The organism is Rhodovulum sp. FJ3, assembly GCF_032918305.1.
In the GTDB taxonomy this organism is placed as follows: Bacteria; Pseudomonadota; Alphaproteobacteria; order Rhodobacterales; family Rhodobacteraceae; genus SAT37.
In genome coordinates, this window is record NZ_JAWJUU010000002.1 from 24160 (window position 1) to 44291 (window position 20132).

At 60.6% G+C, this 20132-nt stretch carries 21 protein-coding genes; 14 read left to right on the forward strand and 7 right to left on the reverse strand.

Going from position 1 to position 20132, the window contains the following annotated elements; translation table 11 throughout:
- The first annotated feature begins 2 nt into the window (after positions 1–2).
- Positions 3–1172: a 4-hydroxybenzoate 3-monooxygenase gene (pobA, locus tag R1W00_RS05065; protein ID WP_317261640.1), complete on the forward strand. Its 1170-nt coding sequence runs from the start codon at positions 3–5 to the stop codon at positions 1170–1172.
- A 46-nt stretch (positions 1173–1218) separates the two neighbouring features.
- On the opposite strand, the gene R1W00_RS05070 is transcribed toward pobA, so the two are convergent.
- The 3 genes from R1W00_RS05070 to R1W00_RS05080 all read right to left on the reverse strand — a co-directional run bounded on the left by R1W00_RS05070 (position 1219) and on the right by R1W00_RS05080 (position 3205).
- Entirely contained in the window at positions 1219–1725 is a 507-nt protein-coding gene (locus R1W00_RS05070) for a hypothetical protein (protein WP_317261641.1), read from the reverse strand.
- The gene (locus tag R1W00_RS05075; protein ID WP_317261642.1) at positions 1726–2121 is read right to left on the reverse strand and encodes a hypothetical protein; all 396 of its coding nucleotides are present in this window, start codon (positions 2119–2121) and stop codon (positions 1726–1728) included. It abuts the gene before it with no gap.
- A 181-nt stretch (positions 2122–2302) separates the two neighbouring features.
- Positions 2303–3205 (reverse strand): LysR family transcriptional regulator, encoded by a 903-nt coding sequence (locus R1W00_RS05080; RefSeq protein ID WP_317261643.1) that lies wholly within the window; start codon positions 3203–3205, stop codon positions 2303–2305.
- A gap of 119 nt (positions 3206–3324) precedes the next feature.
- Between R1W00_RS05080 and R1W00_RS05085 the strand changes: the two genes are divergently transcribed.
- Genes R1W00_RS05085 through R1W00_RS05095 form a run of 3 tightly spaced genes read left to right on the forward strand, consistent with a single transcriptional unit; the run spans position 3325 to position 4950 of the window.
- Positions 3325–4011 (forward strand): YceI family protein, encoded by a 687-nt coding sequence (locus tag R1W00_RS05085; protein ID WP_317261644.1) that lies wholly within the window; start codon positions 3325–3327, stop codon positions 4009–4011.
- Entirely contained in the window at positions 4001–4177 is a 177-nt protein-coding gene (locus tag R1W00_RS05090; protein ID WP_317261645.1) for a hypothetical protein, read from the forward strand. The genes R1W00_RS05085 and R1W00_RS05090 overlap by 11 nt, the downstream gene beginning before the upstream one ends.
- Entirely contained in the window at positions 4174–4950 is a 777-nt protein-coding gene (locus tag R1W00_RS05095) for an SDR family oxidoreductase (protein WP_317261646.1), read from the forward strand. The genes R1W00_RS05090 and R1W00_RS05095 overlap by 4 nt, the downstream gene beginning before the upstream one ends.
- A gap of 72 nt (positions 4951–5022) precedes the next feature.
- Here the strand turns inward: R1W00_RS05095 and R1W00_RS05100 are convergent, their stop codons facing one another.
- Positions 5023–7221 (reverse strand): NADP-dependent isocitrate dehydrogenase, encoded by a 2199-nt coding sequence (locus R1W00_RS05100; protein WP_410901536.1) that lies wholly within the window; start codon positions 7219–7221, stop codon positions 5023–5025.
- Between the two features lie 398 nt (positions 7222–7619).
- Here R1W00_RS05100 and R1W00_RS05105 point away from each other — a divergent pair, with 398 nt between their 5' ends.
- Complete coding sequence (locus tag R1W00_RS05105; RefSeq protein ID WP_317261648.1) at positions 7620–10220, forward strand: hybrid sensor histidine kinase/response regulator; 2601 nt, start codon at positions 7620–7622, stop codon at positions 10218–10220.
- Positions 10221–10226: 6 nt separating this feature from the next.
- Here the strand turns inward: R1W00_RS05105 and R1W00_RS05110 are convergent, their stop codons facing one another.
- The 3 genes from R1W00_RS05110 to R1W00_RS05120 form a co-directional block, all read right to left on the reverse strand.
- Complete coding sequence (locus R1W00_RS05110) at positions 10227–11273, reverse strand: YeeE/YedE family protein (protein WP_317261649.1); 1047 nt, start codon at positions 11271–11273, stop codon at positions 10227–10229.
- Between the two features lie 27 nt (positions 11274–11300).
- Positions 11301–11585: a metalloregulator ArsR/SmtB family transcription factor gene (locus R1W00_RS05115; protein WP_317262392.1), complete on the reverse strand. Its 285-nt coding sequence runs from the start codon at positions 11583–11585 to the stop codon at positions 11301–11303.
- Between the two features lie 230 nt (positions 11586–11815).
- Positions 11816–12214, reverse strand: coding sequence for a thioredoxin family protein (locus tag R1W00_RS05120; protein ID WP_317261650.1), 399 nt, complete (start codon positions 12212–12214; stop codon positions 11816–11818).
- A gap of 68 nt (positions 12215–12282) precedes the next feature.
- Here R1W00_RS05120 and R1W00_RS05125 point away from each other — a divergent pair, with 68 nt between their 5' ends.
- From R1W00_RS05125 to R1W00_RS05165, 9 genes are all read left to right on the forward strand, one after another.
- The gene (locus R1W00_RS05125; protein WP_317261651.1) at positions 12283–13020 is read left to right on the forward strand and encodes a cytochrome c biogenesis CcdA family protein; all 738 of its coding nucleotides are present in this window, start codon (positions 12283–12285) and stop codon (positions 13018–13020) included.
- Between the two features lie 19 nt (positions 13021–13039).
- A complete protein-coding gene (locus R1W00_RS05130; RefSeq protein ID WP_317261652.1) occupies positions 13040–13591 on the forward strand; it encodes a thioredoxin family protein in 552 nt (183 codons plus the stop codon).
- Between the two features lie 158 nt (positions 13592–13749).
- Complete coding sequence (gene soxX / locus R1W00_RS05135; protein ID WP_317261653.1) at positions 13750–14229, forward strand: sulfur oxidation c-type cytochrome SoxX; 480 nt, start codon at positions 13750–13752, stop codon at positions 14227–14229.
- A 37-nt stretch (positions 14230–14266) separates the two neighbouring features.
- Positions 14267–14680, forward strand: a complete 414-nt coding sequence (soxY, locus tag R1W00_RS05140; RefSeq protein ID WP_317261654.1) for a thiosulfate oxidation carrier protein SoxY — start codon at positions 14267–14269, stop codon at positions 14678–14680.
- Between the two features lie 18 nt (positions 14681–14698).
- On the forward strand, positions 14699–15028 hold the full coding sequence (gene soxZ, locus R1W00_RS05145; protein ID WP_317261655.1) for a thiosulfate oxidation carrier complex protein SoxZ: 330 nt from the start codon (positions 14699–14701) through the stop codon (positions 15026–15028).
- 35 nt (positions 15029–15063) lie between these two features.
- Complete coding sequence (gene soxA, locus R1W00_RS05150; RefSeq protein ID WP_317261656.1) at positions 15064–15918, forward strand: sulfur oxidation c-type cytochrome SoxA; 855 nt, start codon at positions 15064–15066, stop codon at positions 15916–15918.
- Positions 15919–16053: 135 nt separating this feature from the next.
- The gene (gene soxB / locus R1W00_RS05155) at positions 16054–17745 is read left to right on the forward strand and encodes a thiosulfohydrolase SoxB (protein WP_317261657.1); all 1692 of its coding nucleotides are present in this window, start codon (positions 16054–16056) and stop codon (positions 17743–17745) included.
- A gap of 63 nt (positions 17746–17808) precedes the next feature.
- Positions 17809–19086, forward strand: a complete 1278-nt coding sequence (gene soxC, locus R1W00_RS05160) for a sulfite dehydrogenase (protein ID WP_317261658.1) — start codon at positions 17809–17811, stop codon at positions 19084–19086.
- The gene (locus tag R1W00_RS05165) at positions 19070–20128 is read left to right on the forward strand and encodes a c-type cytochrome (protein ID WP_317261659.1); all 1059 of its coding nucleotides are present in this window, start codon (positions 19070–19072) and stop codon (positions 20126–20128) included. Before soxC ends, R1W00_RS05165 begins: the two co-directional genes overlap by 17 nt.
- Positions 20129–20132: the final 4 nt, after the last annotated feature.

A 20132-nucleotide genomic window follows, 5' to 3' on the forward strand; every position in this document is an offset into this window, starting at 1 on the left:
CTATGAAAACGCAGGTTGCCATCATCGGGGGCGGCCCCTCTGGGCTTTTGCTATCGCAACTTTTGAACAAGGCGGGGATCAAAACCGTCGTTCTGGAACGCCAAACGCGTGAGTACGTTCTGGGCCGGATTCGCGCCGGTGTGTTGGAACAGGGCTGTGTCGATCTGCTGCGCAAGGCGGGCTGTGGCGACCGGATGGACCGCGAGGGCATCCCGCATGAGGGCTGTTACCTGTCCACGGTCGAAGGCATGTTCCGCGTCGATTTCAACGTCGCCATCGGGCGGCAGGTCATGGTCTATGGCCAGACCGAGGTCACGCAGGACCTGTATGAGGCGCAGGATGCTATCGGCGCGACGATCATCCACGGGGTGTCGGACGTGGTTCTGCACGATCTGAAATCTGACGCGCCCTATGTGACCTACACCGTCGATGGCGTGGAACAGCGTCTGGACTGCGATTACGTCGCGGGGTGTGACGGGTTCCACGGGGTCAGCCGCCAATCCATCCCCGTCGACGTGCGCCGCGAATATGAACGGGTCTATCCGTTCGGCTGGCTGGGCGTTCTATCGCATACGGCTCCGGCGGCGGATGAACTGATCTATGCCAACCATCCGCGCGGGTTCGCGCTGGCCTCTATGCGCAGCAAGACCCTGTCGCGCTATTACATTCAGGTGCCCCTGACGGACCGTGTCGAGGATTGGTCGGATGAGGCGTTCTGGGATGAGCTGCGCCGCCGTCTGCCCGCCGAGGTGGCCGAGACGATGCAGACCGGCCCGTCGATCGAGAAATCCATCGCCCCCTTGCGCAGCTTTGTGACCGAGCCGATGCGCTGGGGCCATTTGTTCCTTGTGGGTGACGCCGCGCATATCGTGCCGCCGACGGGGGCCAAGGGTCTGAACCTTGCGGCGTCGGATGTGAATTACCTGTATGAGGGCCTGCGCGCAGCCTATCTGGACGGGGATCAATCGGGGCTAGAGCAGTATTCGGAAAAAGCACTGGCCCGTATCTGGGGTGCGATGCGGTTTAGCTGGTGGATGACGTCGCTGCTCCACCGCTTCCCCGAGCAAAACGAGTTCGATCAGCGCATGCAGGAAAGCGAACTACAACAACTCGCCACCCTCAACAGCGCACAGGCCACCATGGCCCTGAACTATACCGGCCTGCCGTATTGATCGTGGAAATGAAACGCCTCAACCATGAAAATGGTTGAGGCAATGATCAGCAGGAATATCGCTGCCTGTCGAATTGGAATTCAGTCGGCGCCAAACATCTGTCCAAGGTGTAGGGGACATTTCCTGATTGAAGGTTGAACACGTCGCCCGAAAGTGACGAGATTGTTGTGCGCTGGGCGAAGTCTAGGCTTTCACAGGCGTATTGATCGCCTCTGGTGCCGGTGACCGAATTGAAACTGATTTCGGTCGAGCGCCAACAAATCGCGTTCTGTTCCCGTATCCTGTCTTTTTTGTATTCCTCACTCAAAGCGACCTGATTTCCCGGATACCAAAGCCACGCGTTGCCGGAATTTCCGATGTAATTGATCTGAAACCCGTGGGCCAAATCAAAGGAAAGATAGGTTACTCCCGCCTGTGGATAAGACGGGAAATGGTTGGTTCGGGAATTGACCTCGGCGATCGCCGACGTGGGGTCGGCGGGCTGTGGCGTGCTGATGCATCCGGCAAGGGGCAACACGACCGCAAGCGCCTTTAGGAGCGTTAAAGCAGACACTTAGCACTCCAGTCGCACGAGCCAATTGAAGTCGCCAGAAAACTTGTCGTGGAGGTCGACCAAGTTGGCGGTCCGGATGTCGCCTGACAAGAACGCAAGGACGCCAGCATCCATTGTGCCATCGCAGTGGCTGACCGCGCGCGACGCGGCCTCGACATCTGCCACAGTGTAGGACGGCGTATCGCCGACAGGCCGGATCAGTGCGGAGTTGCGTTCGGTGACAATTGCGACGCTGAATAGCTTTCCACCAACGTTTACAGTTTGCGCTTTGGCCCAAGCCGCTTCGTTCTGGGCGATATTGACCTTGCGTTGGGCCTGTTGTTCGGCGGTGAGATGGGAGCCGCTGCAGGCCGTCAAAACCGTGGTGATCAGAATAAGGGGCAGTGTAAAACGCATTCTTTTTTCCTAATTGGCAGCGCAACTTTTGCGCGCATCAATTAGATGTCGCACAATCAAAACCACCAATCACGAGCGCTTTACTCTCGGGTCTGTGAACGGGTGTGCGGATTAATGTACGACTGTAAGGGGCGCGTTCTCGTCGTTTTGCCGAGGCGTGGGCCGCAAGACGTCCTTTCCCTTACTCACCCCGTGCGCTGGTTTTGACGTGGTCGACAAAGGCGCGGACGCGAGCGGGCAGGTGCGCGCGGCTGGGGTAGACGGTCCAGACGGCCGTGTCGAAATCGGTCGCGCTGCCCTCTACGCCGGGGAAAAGGTCGATCAGGCGGCCCGCTTGTAGATCCTCGGCAATGGTCCAATCGGCCAAGAGGGCCACGCCCATCCCTTCAAGCGCGGCGCGGCGCACGGCCAGTGCGCTTGAGATCGCAAGCGCGGGGCGCGGGGTGACGGCGATGGGCGGGCTGTTGCGATCCGCGCGAAACTGCCACGCGCCGCCGAAACGGGGCAGGGCGAAATGCACCCCGTCGTGATTGGTCAACTCCTGTGGATCGGTAGGCCGCCCCGCGCGCGCCAGATATTCGGGCGCCGCGACCGCGCGGTAATGCACGTCAAACAGCTTGGACACGACAAAGGCGCCCTCAACCGCGGGGCCAAGACGCAGGGCCACGTCGATCCCTTCGGCGGCGATGTCGATGCGCCCGTCGCTGAGGATCAATTCGATCTGGACCCGTGGATAGGCCGCGCGAAACGCCCTCAGGCGCGGGGTCAGCCAGCGTTCGCCAAACGCGACCGAGGTCGTCACCCGCAACAGGCCCGAGGGTTCGCGGATGGCGTCGCGGGCCACGTCGGCGGCCTCGGCCAACCCGTCCATGATCGCGCTGGTCCGGTCCAGATAGATGCGCCCCGCCTCGGTCAGGGACAGGCGGCGGGTTGTGCGCTCAAACAAGGTCAGGCCAAGCGCCTGTTCCAGCGCGGCCACACGGCGCGACACGGAGGATGGATCGACGCCTTCATCGCGGGCGACGGCGGCAAAGGACCCGAGGCGGGCCACATCGGCAAAAGTCTGAAGCAGGGACAGGTCCATAGCAGTCCTATTCGTGCGAGATGTGCATGAGAGTATGTCGTATAGGTCGATTTCTCGCAGTATGCGCAGGGGTCATAAAGGCGTCAACCAAGTGATTTGGCCCAAACAGGAGAGAGACCATGTTGACACGCATCACCACACTGACCGCCTTGACCCTGACTGCCATGGCTGCGCCCGCCTTGGCCGAGCCGCATGAATGGACGCTTGACCTTGGTCACGCGCATCTGGGTTGGGAAATCGACCATATGGACCTGTCGCGCACCGTTGGACGGTTTGACGATTTTCAGGGCGAGTTCCTGATTGATGAGGCGCATCCCGAGAACTCGAAAATCACCGTGACGGTTGAGGCGGCTTCGGTGAATTCAAACCACGTCGGGCGGGACAACCACATCCGCAACGCCGATTATATGAACGTGCCGGCCTTTCCGACGGTCACCTTTACCTCGGGCGATATCCATATGACGTCCGAAACCGAGGGCACCATGGCGGGCACCCTGACCATGCTGGGCGTCAGTGCTCCGGTCGAGTTGGACTTTACGCAGGTGGCGGATCGCCTCTATCCGGATTTCATCCCGAACTATGACGAGATCCGCACGGCCAGCTTTGAGGCCACCGGCACCATCACCCGCACGGATTTCGGTATGGATTTTATCGCCTTCCCCGGTTCGCCCACGGGAACCGAGATTGACCTCGACATCCATTTCGATCTGGTGGATTGCGCGTCCCTGCCTGCGGATAAGGCGCAGACGAACGTGCCCTGTAACTGGGGTTACGTCGATGGTTTCAAAGGCCCGAATGAGGGCTAAGCCCGCCTGCGAAACCGGTCATCCGGCACAGTGGATCATGGCGGTCGCGTTGACGGCCATGATCGCGCTTGGGCTTGTGGGGTCAAGCGTGGCGGTGCGCGCCCTTGTGACGGATGACCTGTTTTCGCCGGTCCTTACTGTTGATCCAAAGGAGTATCATTCATGACCACGACCCCCGATTTGACGGGCAAAACCGCGATTGTCACCGGTGCCTCGCGCGGGATTGGCGCAGCGACGGCGCGCCATTTGGCCAATCTTGGTGCCCATGTTGTGTTGGCCGCGCGCTCTGCCCCTGCGATCACGCGCCTTGCGGATGAGATCACCGACACCGGCGGCATGGCCACGGCGGTCGCGACCGACGTCGCGGACAATGACGCGGTGGCGGCGCTGATCCACGGGGCGGTGTCTGCGACGGGACGGTTGGATCTGTTGGTGAACAACGCAGGGCTGATTGATCCGATCGCACGGATTATGGACAGCGATCCCGAGGCCTGGTCGGGGATCATCGATGTGAACGTCAAAGGGGTCTATTACGGGTTGCGCCACGCCATGCCGGTCATGGCGGCCCAAGAGGGCGGGGGCACCATCGTCAATATCTCGTCCGGCGCGGCGAATTCGTTTCTTGAGGGGTGGTCGCATTATTGCGCCTCCAAGGCCGCCGTTCAGCGTCTGACCGGCGTCGCCCATAAAGAGGCCCACGGCATGGGCGTGCGCGTCTTTGGTCTAAGCCCCGGCACGGTCGCGACCGAGATGCAGGAACAGATCCGCGCCTCGGGCATTAATCCGGTCAGCCAGATTCCGTGGGAAAACCACATTACCCCCGATTGGGTGGCCCGCGCGATTGCCTTTCTGACCACGGCGGATGCCGATCAATGGCTGGGCACCGATTTTTCCCTCAAGGTCGATGAGGGGCGCGCGGCCATCGGCATGCCGGCCTAGGGGCCGCGCGACAGGCAAAGAAAAAGGGCGACCCGATGGGCCGCCCTTCGCCATTTGTGATCCAGAACCGGATTAGCCGATGATCGCGTTCAGCGTGGCCGAGGGGCGCATCGCGGCGGCGGTTTTCACCGGATCGGTGTTGTAGTAGCCGCCCAGATCAACGGGCTGACCTTCGACCGCTTTGATCTCGGACAGGATCGCCTCTTCGCCCTCGACCAGTTGCTTGGCGATGGGGGCAAAGTGCGCGGCCAGATCGGCGTCGTCGGTTTGTGCGGCCAATGCCTCGGCCCAGTAGCGGGCAAAGAAATAGTGGCTGGTGCGGTTGTCGTTCTGGCCGACCTTACGCTCGGGGCTGTTGCCGTTTTCCAGAACCTTCTGGGTGGCGTCCTCAATCGCGGCACCAAAGACAGCGGCCTTGGCGTTGCCTTTGTCGGCGAGGAACTTGAAGCTTTCGCCGAGGGCGCAGAATTCGCCAAGGCTGTCCCAACGCAGGTGGTTTTCTTCGACCAGCTGTTGAACGTGCTTGGGGGCCGAGCCGCCCGCGCCGGTTTCAAACAGACCGCCGCCCTGCATCAGGGAGACGATCGACAGCATCTTGGCCGAGGTGCCCAGTTCGAGGATCGGGAACAGGTCGGTCAGATAGTCGCGCAGAACGTTGCCGGTGATGGTGACGACGTCGGTGCCTTTGACCATGTGCTCCAGCGTGAAGCGGGTCGCGGCCTGCGGTGCCATGATCGGGATGTCGACACCGGCCTCTTTCAGGGCGGGGGTGACGTATTTGATCAGTTCGGCATCGTGCGCGCGGTTCTCGTCCAGCCAGAAGGCGGCGGTGCCGGTGGCCTTGAACCGACGTACGCCCAGTTTGATCCAGTCGTCGATCGGGGCCTTTTTGACCGTGGCCGAACGCCAGATGTCACCGGTGCTGACGGCGTGGCTGTGCAGGGTGCCGCCGTTGTCCAGAACGATTTCCACGGTGCCTTCGGACGGGATTTCAAACGTGGTGGGGTGGCTGCCGTATTCTTCGGCTTTTTGGGCCATCAGACCAACGTTCGAAACGGCACCGGCGGTGGTGACGTCCAGTTTGCCGTTGGCTTTGAAGAAGTCGACGGTTTCCGCATAGACGCCCGCATAGCAGTTGTCGGGGATACAGCATTTGGTGTCGGCGGGTTTGCCATCCGGACCCCAGCCGATGCCACCGGCACGGATCACGGCGGGCATCGAGGCGTCGATGATCACGTCGCTGGGCACGTGCAGGTTCGTGATGCCTTTGTCGCTGTCGACCATGTACATCGGCGGGCGCGCGTCCAGAGCGGCCTTGAGGTCGGCCTGCAGGTCAGCATCGTCCGCGATCAGTTTCTCCAGATCGCCGATACCGCCGTTCGGGTTCCAGCCCAGAGCGGCCAGTTTGTCACCGTGCTTGGCGATGAAGTCCTCAAGGTAGACCGACACAAAGTGGCCAAAGATGATCGGGTCCGAGACCTTCATCATGGTCGCCTTCAGGTGGACCGAGAACAGAACGCCGGGCTCCATGCTGTTGACTTCGGCCTTGATGAAGTCGCGCAGCGCCGAGGCCGACATAAAGGTCGCATCGACGATGGTGCCTTCTTCGTAGTTCAGGCCGTCTTTCAGAACGGTCTGGGTGCCATCAGCGGCGGTAAAGACGATTTTCGCGCCACCGGCCTGTGCGGCGGTGATGGTGGCCGATTTTTCGTTGGCGAAGAAATCGTTGCCGGGCATAGAGGCGACGGTGGTCTTGCTGTCTGCGGTCCATTCGCCCATCGAGTGCGGGTTGGCCTTGGCGTATTCCTTGACGGCCTTGGCGGCGCGACGGTCCGAGTTGCCTTCGCGCAGGACGGGGTTCACAGCCGAGCCTTTGATCGCGTCGTAACGGGCGCGGATGTCTTTTTCCTCATCCGTTGCGGGATCGGCGGGGTAGGCGGGAACGGCAAAGCCCTGCGATTGCAGTTCCTTGATCGCGGCGGTCAGCTGGGGCACCGAGGCCGATACGTTCGGCAGCTTGATGACGTTGGCATCGGGCGTTTTCACCAGATTGCCCAGTTCGGCCAGATCGTCCGAGATACGCTGATCTTCGTTCAGGTAGTCGGGGAAGGCCGACAGGATACGGGCCGCAACCGAAATGTTGCGCGTTGCGACGTCGATATCGGCAGCCGCAGCAAAAGAGCGGATGATCGGCAACAACGAGGCGCTGGCCAGTTCGGGGGCTTCGTCAACAATGGTGTAAATGATATCGGGTGTCTTTGTCATAGCTATGATGTCCGTCATCTCCGCGATCAGAATGCGATCGGCCCGCGCGCGGGAAATGGGGCCGACCGTACACAAAAGCGCAAGGTGCGCAGGTGTGTGTATCTTGGCGTATCGCCTAGCGGACGGGCGGGGGCAAGTCAATGTGTGCAATTGTATGCAATGGAGGTTTCGGGCGATTTTCCTTGCGGCATAGCGTCTCTTGGCTGTTAAATTTCACCTAGGCACGGGGGTGTTTGATCCTTTGGCGGGGATCGGGGGGCGTCACTGCGATGGGCTGGGCTGAATCGACACAGATTTTCGCGCCAAAGCTGTGAAATATGTAACCTAAGTGCCGCCTTGGTCGTTAAACCTACAGGGCAGAAAAGACGCTCCCGCATGGGCGGGGCAGGGTCAGGGGGAAACCATTGATTACCGACGGGATGCTGTTTGCGGATGAGGTGCGCTCCAAGATCATAGGGCTGCGCATGGTCAGCCGCGGGCGACTGGGCGTGCATATGGCGTTTTACGCGGTCTGTATGCTGGTCTGGACGTTATCCTTTTCCACCGCGATCAGCGTCCACGGCCAAAGCACCCTGTTTTTACAAAGCACGCCGCACATCTCTCTCTTCGCGATCGTGCTGGGCATCGTGGTCTTTCCGATGCGGATTGTGTGGTACCCGCTGGTGGTGTTCTGCGGTCTGTACGGGATCAGTCTGCTATTTCCGTTCATGCAGACGGCTGACGCGCCCGATCTGGGTGTTTTGTTGCGGCTGCATCTGTTGAACCTGACCGTCAATCTGGCCGTGGGTCTGTTTGCGGGGCTGGGCGGGCGATGGCTGCATCTGTTTTTGATGGGCCGTACCGATCCGATCAGCGCGGATTTGGCCCTGATCGGGGTGAACTTTGCCGTGGTCGTGCCGATGTGCATGGTCATGATGGTGGCCCTGTCCGCACTGGGGCCGGTGGTCGTCGGGCCGTGGTGGGGCCAAAGCGGGTTTTCCGACATGTCCTGGACCGAGGTGTTCTTTCGCGGACTGCGCGCGTCCTTTGTGTCCTCGATGGCGATGATTTTGGCGGTTGAGGCCCCGCGCCGTCGCCATTTCCTGCGCGCTTTGATGTTCCTGCCGGTCTTTGGCGCCATGATCTGGATGTACTACACGGGGATCTACATCGCGCCGATCGTGGAAATGACCCTGCTTCTGACGTTTCTGGCGGCGGTTTTGTCGGTCAACCTTGCGCCCATCGTGGTGTTTGGGGGCGCGGCGGCCTATTCCCTGACCACGGGCGTGTTCATCTATCCGGTGTCCGACGACCCCGAATTCGGCCTCTTGTCCGAGGCGATGTCGGCGGCCCTGACCTTTATCCTGTTTGCGATCCTGTTGAACAAGACCCGCCTGCGGTTTGAGGCCGATATCCAACGCCTGACCGTGACCCGTCTGGAGAACGTGCGCGATTTCGCCGACATCGGTCGGTTTACGGTGAACCTGAAACGCGGGCGCATGGTTCTGGACGATGCGGCCAGTCGCATTCTGGATTTTCCGCATGTGGTCGATTTGCACCGCGTCAGCAGCCGCCTGCGCCCCGAAGACAGCGACAAGGTCGAAGAGGCCCTCAGCAATGTCGGCGCCGAGATGAACGAATTCACCCTGCATTTCCGCAGGGGAGGCTCGGCCCCGCCTGATCCCAATGACGTCGAGGGTACGGCGTTGATCAAGGTCTATATCGCCTATGAACTGCGCAAGGGGCGGCGGGCGATGGCCTATGGGTTCCTGATCGACATCACCTCGGAGTGGCGCAAAGAGGTCGCGCTTCAGGACGCATTGGATCGGCTGAACGAGAAACAGGAACGCCAGAAAGAGCTGTTCTCGATCATCTCGCACGAATTGCGCACGCCCGCGTCGATCATTGCTATGCTGATCGAACGGATGGATCTCGACCCCGACTGGACCGAGGTCAGCCCCAAGATCAACGAGGCGTCCGAGCAGTTGCTGGCGACGCTGGGCGATATGCGTCAGGCGGTCTATCCCGAACGCAACCTGCCGGTGCGGATGCAACCCATGGCGCCTGCCAATATGATGGAGCGCGTCATGAACAGCTTTGACCAGATGGCGCGCGATCATAACGTGCGCCTGTCGGTCGATCTGGGCGACGGGGCGCATGACATCTGTATGATTGAGGTGAACCGCGTGCGCGCCGCCCTCAGCAACCTGTTGCGCAACGCACTGCTGCATTCAACAGCGCAAAACGTCATCATCGCCTATGAGGCCCAGTACACCGAGAAGGGGCGCGTTGGCCAATGGTCGGTGATCGACAACGGTCAGGGCATTCCGCCTGAGGATGTCGAGAAAATCTTTGAACCCTTCCGGCGTCTGTCCAACGGCACCAAGCGCGTCGATGGCAGTGGTCTGGGCCTTTATATCGTGAAATCCGCGATTGAACTGCTGGGCGGCAAGGTCTGGCACAGCGACAGCCCCAGTGGCGGTGCGCAGTTCACCTTTACCCTGCCCGAAAGCCTTGCCAAGGGCGTCGTGGCCCCCGCGCGGCCTGCTCTGGATGTGCGGGCGGTTGCGGCCACTCCCACGCCGTCAAACGATGTCACCCCCCCGAAACCTGCCGCCGCCGAGCCCGCCAAAACCGTGGTCGACGGCTGTGCCTTGGTGGTGGAGGACAGCGAGATCATCCGCGAAATCATGGCCGCTGTCTTGCGTCAGCATTTCTCGAAGGTGATCGTCGCCAATGACGGGGTAGAGGGTTTGAAAATGGTCGATGACCATACACCCGATATCATCCTGACCGACCTCTTCATGCCCAATATGGCAGGGGATGAGATGATCGCGAAACTGCGCCCCGATTTCCCGACCCTGCCGATCATTGGCGTCACTGCGGCCGTTGTGGGAGAAGAGGCCCGCCGGTTTGAGGTCGCAGGCGCGGACCGTGTGCTGGCCAAACCCCTGCGCACGGAAAACATCGCGGAGATTGTGGAACAGTATTTCGGCGCAGGCCCGTCGCGTGCCACGCGGGCCTGAGCGCGCTTAGTCCGGTTGAAACCCTGCGATCAACCGGCGCAACCCGAACAGGGCGCCGCCATAGATCGCGGCCAAGGTCACAGGGCCGGAATAGGCCAGCGTCGCCACGCCCGACAGGCCCTGACCGACGGAACAGCCCATGGCGATGATCCCGCCGATGCCCATAAAGATCGCGCCGCTGACCTGACGGCCAAGCTCACGCGGGTCCTCACAGGCCTCCCACCGGAACAGGCCCTTGATGGACGATCCGATAAACGCCCCCGCCAGAACACCGGCGACCGATCCGACGCCGAACCCCATGCCGCCCGACGAGGACATCATGAGCCACAGCAAGCTGCGCCCCAGAGGCGCGGTAAAGCTGTGCCCCTCAACGGGGACGGCGCCGAACGTCTGATCGTTCAGGGCCGAGGTGCCCCAGAATGCCATCGTGATCGCCAGACCGGCGGCCACGCCCCAGATCACCCGACGCGGCGCGGCGCGCAACGGCGCATAGGACAGGCCCCACGCCGCAACGCCAAGGGCGATTACCGTCGCAAAGGCCAGCGGCGGCAGCCCCGTCAGCGACGACAGGGTGTGCGCGATCCCTTGGGGGACAAAGCTTATGTCTTGGGGGAAGAGGGTAATGCGCAGTTGCGCCAAGGGACCGTTCAGGGTCACAAACCCCGCAATCGCCATCACGACGACCACGACCATCGACCGCAGGTCGCCGCCGCCAAACCGCGCCAGCGCGCCAAAGCCGCAATTCCCCGCCAAGGCCATGCCATAGCCGAACAGCAAGCCGCCCGCGATGCTGGCCAAGGGGTTCCATTGGATGCTGTGATAGATTGTGGCCTGCAGGTCGATCAGACCCGCGTCTGCCAACAAAAACGTGCTGAAGATCGCGGTGCCCAGAACCACGCCCCATTGGCGCAAACGGCGTTGGTCATCACCATAGGCGGCGCTTTCGATGGCACCCAATGTACAGAATTCGCCCAAACGGGCCGCAAGGCCCAGCACAATGCCGGTGCACAACCCGATCAGGGCCGCAATAACCCCATAGGGTAACGCGTCCATATGTTCCTCCCTCGGCGCAAGGCCGTATTAGGGGGCGTTGCAGAACATATCGTAGACCAAAGCGATCATGCGACGCGCACGATCATCCGCCAGCGAGTAATAGATCGCCTTGCCTTCGCGACGGTGTGCTACAAGCCCCTCCAGACGCAGCCGTGCCAATTGCTGGCTGACCGCTGCCTGACGGGACGATAGCAGATTCTCCAATTCGGTCACTGTCTTTTCACCAGTGGAAAGATGACACAGGATCATCAGGCGGCCCTCATGCGAGAGCGCCTTTAGAAAGTTCGACGCGGCTTCGGCCTTGCTGACCATGTCGTTGGCCAGTGCGACCTCGTCGTCCTGACTGTCCAAAACAAACCCGCCTTCCATTCCCATAGCGTGCGCTGCCTGTGTCATGTCATCCCCATCAGCGACCGAAATCGCTGTCTGTTCCGTCCAAAATCTCAAATCCCAGTCCTGCATATAGCATCGCAGGGGGGCGTATTCGAGTATATGCGGCGTTTTAGTCCCATTTTTGGGGCATGTGCCGCATTTTTGCCCATTTAACCGCCGACGGACGTGTCCTCGGACCGGTTTTGCCATTCGGGCAGGGGCTCTAGCATCATGCCAAGAAGGCCCCAAAAGAAATCCTCGCCCGGGTATCCCTCAAGCCTGTTGATTTCCGTCCCGTCCTGCAACAGCACAAAGGTCGGTGTCAGGCGCGGCTTGGATTTCAGGGTCACACCGTCGGGCAGGGCGGTGCGAATTTCGTGATGCACCAGCGGCGCAATGCGCCCTTCGGCGGTTTTGGGATAGATGGGGCCGATCTCGGCCTCCCACCGTTCGCAATACACACAGCCCGGTTGATCCACCATCATCAACGTCAATTCCGCACGTGCAGCCGTGGCCATCGCCATTGTGGCCAGTGCCAGTGCTGTGATCCCTGTGCGTATCGTTTTCATTGACGGGTCCTCTGATACATATAAATATAGTAATATGTTTTTGGCTGCACGGCAAGGGAGGGCCACGCGTGCCGGATATTTCGTTTTTAGGGGCCTTGGTTGCGGGCCTCTTGTCGTTTCTGTCGCCCTGTATCCTGCCGATGGTGCCGTTTTACCTGTGCTATATGGCGGGGACGTCGGTTGCACAACTGCGCGACGCGGATGGTTTGCCCCCCGAAACACACCGCCGGTTGATCCTGTCTTCGGTCACATTCGCGCTGGGCGTGACGACGGTGTTTGTGCTGCTCGGGATGGGGGCGACGGCCATCGGGCAGGCGTTTCGCGATTATATGGACGCCCTGCGTTGGGTCGCCGCTGCTGTTCTGATCCTGTTCGGGCTGCATTTCATCGGCGTGCTGCGGATCGGCCTGTTTTACCGCGAGGCGCGGGTCGAGGGGCCAAGCGCACCTTCGGGGCCGATAGGGTCTTATGTGATGGGTCTGGCATTCGGGTTCGGCTGGACGCCCTGTGTGGGGCCTGCGCTGGCCGCGATCCTGATGATTGCGGGCGGCATGGGGGATGTGACGCGCGGGGGGCTGTTGTTGTTCACCTACGGCATCGCCATGACCAGCCCCTTTATCATCGCCGCCATTTTCGCGCGCCCGTTTTTGGGCTGGGTTCAGCGTAACCGCAAATACATGGGCCATGTCGAAAAGGTCATGGGCGGGATGCTGATCCTGTTCGGCGTGCTGATTGCCACCAATACCGTGTCCCTCATTGCCCAATGGATGCTGGACACATTCCCGATGTTCACCCGTTTCGGATAGACCAAGAGGAGGGTCTGATATGAAGCACCTGACCGGTTTGATCGTGGGGGCCATGATGGCCGCCCAAGCCGCCATCGCTGCGCCGATGGGCGACGATGGCCTGCATAAACCCACGTGGCTGCGCGATACGTTCAAGGATATGTCCGAGGATCTGGTCGAGGCCAATGCCGAGGGCAAGCGGATGCTGGTCATCTGGGAGCAGCGCGGATGTATCTATTGCCGCAAGATGCACGAAGAGGTCTTTCCCGATCCCGAAATCGACGCCCTGATCCGCGAGAACTATTTCGTGGTCCAGATGAACCTGTTCGGTGATGTCGAGGTCACGGATTTCGACGGCACGACCCTGTCGGAGAAGGACATGGCGCGGCGCTGGGGCGTGGTGTTCACGCCGACGATGATGTTCATGCCCGAGGACGGCGAGGGGGTGGAAAACGGCGGTGAGGCGGCGGTCGTTTCGATGCCCGGTGCATTCGGTCGCGGAACGACTCGGGCGCTGCTGACGTGGGTGCTTGAAAAGGGCTACGAGGGCGAAGAGCATTTCCAGAAGTATGTCGCGCGTGTCCTTCAGTAGGTAAAAACATCAAAAGAAACAATGCGTTGACGGGGTGTAAAGTGGCATTCCAGACAGTGGATACCAATGCATGCAAAAAATTATATTTGTTGTTGCGTTCCCCGCAGGGCGTCGGTTACGCTCAACAAAACGTGAAAGGCTAAGGGAGGAGTCTTCGAATGAAACCTACGCTAATTGGCGTCACGTGCCTGATGCTTGGGGCGGGTGCGGCGGTTGCTGAAACCGCACCGCAGGCCGTCGAGTATGACGAATACGGCGCAGTTGCTGCATCGCTGAGCGGGGCGGCAGGGGACCCTGTCGAGGGCCGCGTCGTTGTCAGCACGAAAAGCATGGGCAACTGTGTTTCCTGCCACGCGATCAGTGAAATGTCGGACGTTCCGTTCCACGGAGAGGTGGGGCCGGTTCTGGACGGTGTTGCTGACCGCTGGAACGAGGCAGAACTGCGCGGGATCGTGGCCAACGCCAAGATGACCTACGACGGTACGATCATGCCCTCGTTCTACAAGGACACCGGTTATGTCCGTCCGGGTGACGCCTATACCGGCAAGGCCGCAAAGGTCGATCCGCTGCCCCCGCTTTTGACCGCGCAACAGGTCGAAGACGTGGTCGCATATCTGATGACATTGAAGGAAGAGTGACCGCCCTTGGCGCGTCCCCTTTGAAAAGGAGATCAACATGGAACTGACACGACGCGACACACTTGCGCTGGGTGCGGGGGCGGCTGCGGCGGCTCTGGCTCTGCCGGCCTTTGGTGCGGTCGAAGATTCGATTGCCACCTTTACCGGTGGTGCTGCGGTGGGTGACGGCGGTCTGACGCTGACCACGCCCGAAATCGCGGAAAACGGCAACACCGTTCCGATCGAGGTCGACGCCCCCGGCGCTGCGGCGATCATGGTTCTGGCTTCGGGTAACCCGACGCCGGGCGTTGCGGAATTCAAATTCGGTCCCTTGGCGGCGGCCCAGCGTGCCTCCGTGCGCATCCGTCTGGCGGGCACGCAAGAGGTCATCGCGATTGCGAAAATGGCCGACGGCAGCTTTGTGCGCGCATCCAACACCGTCAAAGTGACCATCGGCGGCTGCGGCGGCTGATCAGAGGAGAATTAGGAAATGGCAAAAGGCGTAAAACCCCGCGTTAAAGTGCCCAAGTCTGCGGCTGCAGGGGACTCGATCACCATCAAGACGCTGATCAGTCACCCCATGGAATCCGGCCAGCGTAAGGACAAAGAGGGCAACCCGATCCCGCGTTCGATCATCAACCGGTTCACCTGCGACTTTAACGGTGAATCCGTGATCGACGTCACGCTGGAACCGGCTGTGTCGACCAACCCGTATCTGGAATTTGACGCCACTGTGCCTGCGGCCGGTGATTTCAAATTCACTTGGTACGACGACGACGGCTCGGTCTACGAGGAAACGAAATCAATCTCGGTCGGCTAAGGCTGAACGCTGGTTTCACTTCAGGGAGGAAGAACATGAAACTAACGTCGCTCAAGGTGGTGGCATCGTCCGTACTCGCACTGACACTGGCAACCGGTGGTGCACAGGCGGACGATATGGCCAGCCTCGTGGTCAACGGGGAAACCGAGATCGTCACGCAAACCGGTGCTCCGGCGCATATGGAGTATGTCGACGAAATCCGCTCGGGTTGGACATTCCGGACCTCGGAAACCCAAGCCCTTCAGATGGATGACTTTGACAACCCCGGCATGATCTTTGTCGATCAGGGCATGGATGTCTGGAACACCGTCGAAGGCAGTGCAGATAAGTCTTGTGCATCCTGCCACGAAGGCCCCGAAAGCCTGAAGGGTCTGCGCGCAGAACTGCCCAAATGGAATGAGGACGCCGGCAAGGTGTACACGATGGAAATGTACATCAACGATTGCCGGACGGAACGCATGGGCGCTGACGCTTATGGCTGGAACGATAAGGACATGGTCAACCTGACCGCTCTGATCTCGGTTCAGTCGCGCGGCATGCCCGTGAACGTCGCCATCGACGGTCCGGCCCAATCCACTTGGGAGCAAGGCAAAGAGATGTATTACACCCGCTATGGTCAGTTGGAACTGTCCTGTGCGAACTGTCATGAAGACAACTATGACAACTACATCCGCGCCGATCACCTGAGCCAAGGCCAGATCAACGGGTTCCCGACCTACCGTCTGAAGAACGCCAAGCTGAACTCGACCCATGCCCGTTTCAAAGGTTGTGTGCGTGACACCCGCGCCGAAACCTTCAAGCCCGGCTCGGACGAATTCGTCGCCTTGGAACTCTACGTCGCCTCGCGCGGCAACGGCCTGTCGGTTGAGGCCCCTGCGGTGCGCAACTAAGCATACCCTCCCCATGCGCGTGCTCCACGCGCGCATGGGTCATTCGTTTGTTCCTTTATCTTACCCCACACGCCACGGACCGCATTCTGCGGGCACCGGACGGCTTTCTGCATTCTGAACGGAGTGAACACGACAATGATTTCGCGGCGAGATTTCCTGCAAGCAACCGTGGCGGCCTCGGCGGTGATCGGCGCGTCTGGCGTTGGTAACTGGTCCCGTCTGGCGGCCCAGCAAAAGCTCAGCCAGAACGATCTGCTGGACTTTGACACCTATGGCAACGTCACGCTGATCCACCTGACCGACATCCACGCCCAGCTGCGCCCGATCTGGTTCCGCGAACCCGACATCAACATCGGCGTCGGTCAAGTGAACGGCTTGCCGCCCCATGTGACGGGGCAGGATTTCCTGAACCTGTTCGGCTATAAACCGGGCACGCCCGAGGCCTATGCCCTGACCTATATGGACTTTGTCGCGCTGGCCAAAGGCTATGGTCGCATGGGCGGCATGGACCGCGTGGCCACTGTCGTGAACGCGATCCGCTCGGACCGTCCCGAGGCCCTGTTGCTGGATGGCGGGGATACGTGGCACGGGTCCTATACCGCGCACAAGACCGCCGGTCAGGACGTGGTGAACGTGATGAACAAGTTGCGCCCCGATGCGATGACCTCGCACTGGGAATTCACGCTGGGGATCGACCGCGTGAATGAAATCGTGGACACGCTGGACTTTCCGTTCCTTGGCGCGAACATCTTTGACGCCGAATGGGACGAACCCGCCTATGAACCCTACAAGATGTTTGAACGGGGCGGGGCCAAGATCGCCGTGATCGGTCAGGCCTTTCCATATATGCCCATCGCCAACCCCGGCTGGATGTTCCCCGGCCTGTCGTTCGGTGTGCGCGAGGAACGCATGCGCGAAGTCGTCGCCGAGGTGCGCGCGGCGGGGGCCGATCTGGTCGTCTGCCTGTCGCACAACGGGTTCGACGTGGACCGCAAGATGGCCGCGCAGGTCGACGGGATCGACGTGGTTCTGTGTGGTCACACCCACGACGCACTGCCCGAACCGGTGATGGTCAATGAAACCCTGCTGATCGCCAGTGGCTCGAACGGTAAATTCGTCAGCCGCGTTGATCTGGACGTGCGCGATGGTCAGATGATGGGCTTCCGTCACAAGTTGATCCCGATCTTTAGCGACGTCATCACCCCCGATCCCGAGATGGCCAAGGTGATTGAGGCCGAGCGCGCCCCGTTTGCAGGTGAACTGTCCGAAGTTCTGGGCCACACCGATAGTCTGCTGTATCGGCGCGGCAACTTTAACGGCACATGGGACGATCTGATCTGTAACGCCCTGATCGAAGAGCGTGAGGCCGACATCGCCCTGTCGCCCGGCTTCCGCTGGGGGCCCAGCCTGTTGCCCGGCGATCCGATCACGCGCGAGGATCTGCACAACGTCACGTCCATGTCCTATCCGGCGGCCTATCGTTCGGAAATGACGGGCGAGATGCTGCACATTATTCTCGAAGATGTGGCGGACAACCTGTTCAACCCCGATCCCTATTACCAACAGGGCGGCGACATGGTGCGCGTTGGCGGCATGGGCTATCACATCGACGTCTCCAAACCCCAAGGCAGCCGGATCACCAATATGACCCTGCTGAAAACGGGCGAGGCGGTTGATCCCGCGAAAACCTATGTCATCGCCGGTTGGGCCAGTGTGAACGAGGGCACCGAGGGTCCCGCGATCTGGGATGTGGTGGAAAACTACATCAAGCGCAAAGGCACCGTGACCATCGACCCCAACCAATCCGTTCAGGTGACGGGGGTCTAAGGTAGGACTGGACACATTCGCAAAAAAGAATATAAGTTTTGTGACTTCGGAGGAGGTAACAATATGAGCGATTCACGCGATCCCTTTACCACGCGCCGTGGCTTTCTAAAGGCCACCGCGGCGGCGGGTGGGGCGGCCATGACCGCCGGTGCTGCGCAGGCGGCAGGTGATCCCCTGATCACGGAAAAGCAACCTTGGGCACAGGCCCTTGGCGACGGTGTGGATGCCACGCCCTATGGTCTGCCGATCAAGTTCGAAGAGGACGTCATCCGGCGCAATGTGCCGTGGCTGACCGCCGATCCGATCAGCTCGATCAACTTTACGCCGATCCACGCGCTGGACGGGACGATCACGCCGCAGGGCTGTGCGTTTGAAAGGCATCATTCGGGCGCGATCGAACTGTCGAAATCGGACTATCGCCTGATGATCAACGGTTTGGTCGATACGCCTCTGGTGTTCACCTATGCCGATCTGGAACGCTTTCCCCGCGAAAACCACGTCTATTTCTGTGAATGCGCGGCCAACACCGGCATGGAATGGGCAGGGGCCCAGCTAAACGGGGCGCAGTTCACCCATGGTATGATCCACAACATGGAATACACCGGCGTGCCCTTGCGCACCCTGCTGGCCGAGGCCGGTCTGGATGCGGCGGGCGATTTGTCGGACAAGTGGGTCTATGTCGAGGGCGCGGATGCCTCGTCCAACGGGCGCTCGATCCCGATGGAAAAGGCGCTGGACGATGTTCTGGTCGCGTTCAAGGCCAACGGCGAGGCCCTGCGCATGGAGCACGGCTATCCCGTACGTCTGTGTGTCCCCGGTTGGGAAGGCAACATGTGGGTCAAATGGCTGCGCCGGATTGAGGTCATGGATGGCCCCGTCGAGAGCCGCGAAGAAACCTCGAAATACACCGATACGCTTGAGGACGGCACCAGCCGTAAATGGACATGGGTCATGGACGCCAAATCGGTTGTCACATCGCCCAGTCCCCAATCGCCCATCACGCATGGACCCGGCCCCTTGGTCATCACCGGTCTGGCGTGGTCGGGGCGTGGCGCGATTGAACGCGTGGACGTTTCGATTGACGGGGGCAAAACGTGGCAGACCGCGCGCCTTGGGGCGCAGGGTGTGAAAAACGCCCTCAGCCGGTTCTATCTGGACATTGATTGGGACGGCTCCGAGATGCTGCTCCAGAGCCGCGCGATGGACAGCACTGGCTATGTTCAGCCGACCAAAGCCCAGCTGCGCGAGGTGCGCGGCCTGAACTCTATCTATCACAACAACTGTATCCAGACGTGGTGGGTCAAAGAAAACGGAGAGGCCGAAAATGTCGAAGTATCGTAAGATCCTGATGGGCGCGGCCGCCGGTTTTGCACTGGCCGCTGGACCTGCTGCTGCAGAAAAGCTGGGCCTTGGGCGCGCGGCCCTGCCCGAAGAGATCGCCGCATGGGATCTGGACGTTAGTCCCGATGGAACGGGTTTGCCTGTCGGGTCTGGGTCGGTTGAGGATGGCGAGGCGCTGTTTTCCGAGGCCTGCGCGGTTTGTCATGGTGAATTCGCCGAAGGGGCGGGCAACTGGCCCAAACTGGCCGGTGGGGATGACACGCTGGACCACGAGGATCCGTTGAAAACGGTGGGGTCCTATTGGCCCTATCTGTCAACGGCGTGGGATTACGTGCACCGGTCGATGCCATTCGGGAACGCCCAGAGCCTGAGCGCGGATGAGACCTATGCGATCGTGGCTTATATCCTTTATTCCAACTACCTTGTGGATGATGATTTCGTGCTCAGCAACGAGAACTTCCTTGAGGTGGAGATGCCGAATGCGGACGGGTTCATCATCGATGATCGCCCCGAAACCGAGTATCCGCAGTTTTCGCAGGCCCCTTGCATGGAGAACTGTAAGGACAGCGTCGAGATCACCATGCGCGCCATGGTTCTGGACGTGACGCCGGACGAAGAGGGCAGCGAGGAAGGCGCGGTTGAAGAGGCCGCAGCGGTTGTCGAAGAGGTGGTTGAAGAGGTCACCGAAGAGGTGGTTGAGGTCGCCGCGGTTGCCGCACCCGATCCCGCGATGGTCGAGGATGGCAAGAAGCTGTTCAAGAAATGCGCCTCCTGTCACATGGTTGGCGACAAGGCCAAGAACAAGTCCGGTCCGGTTCTGAACGGGATCGTCGGTGGCGCGCCGGGCGCGGTGGAGAGCTTTCGCTATTCCAAGGCGATGACCGAGTTCGCCGAGGGCGGCAATGTTTGGGATGCGGCCGCGCTGGACGCGTTTTTGGCCAAGCCAAAGTCCTTCCTGAAAGGCACCAAAATGTCCTTTGCCGGTTTGAAGAAGGAAGAGGATCGCGCGGCGATCATCGCCTATCTCCAGAGCCACAACTAAGGCC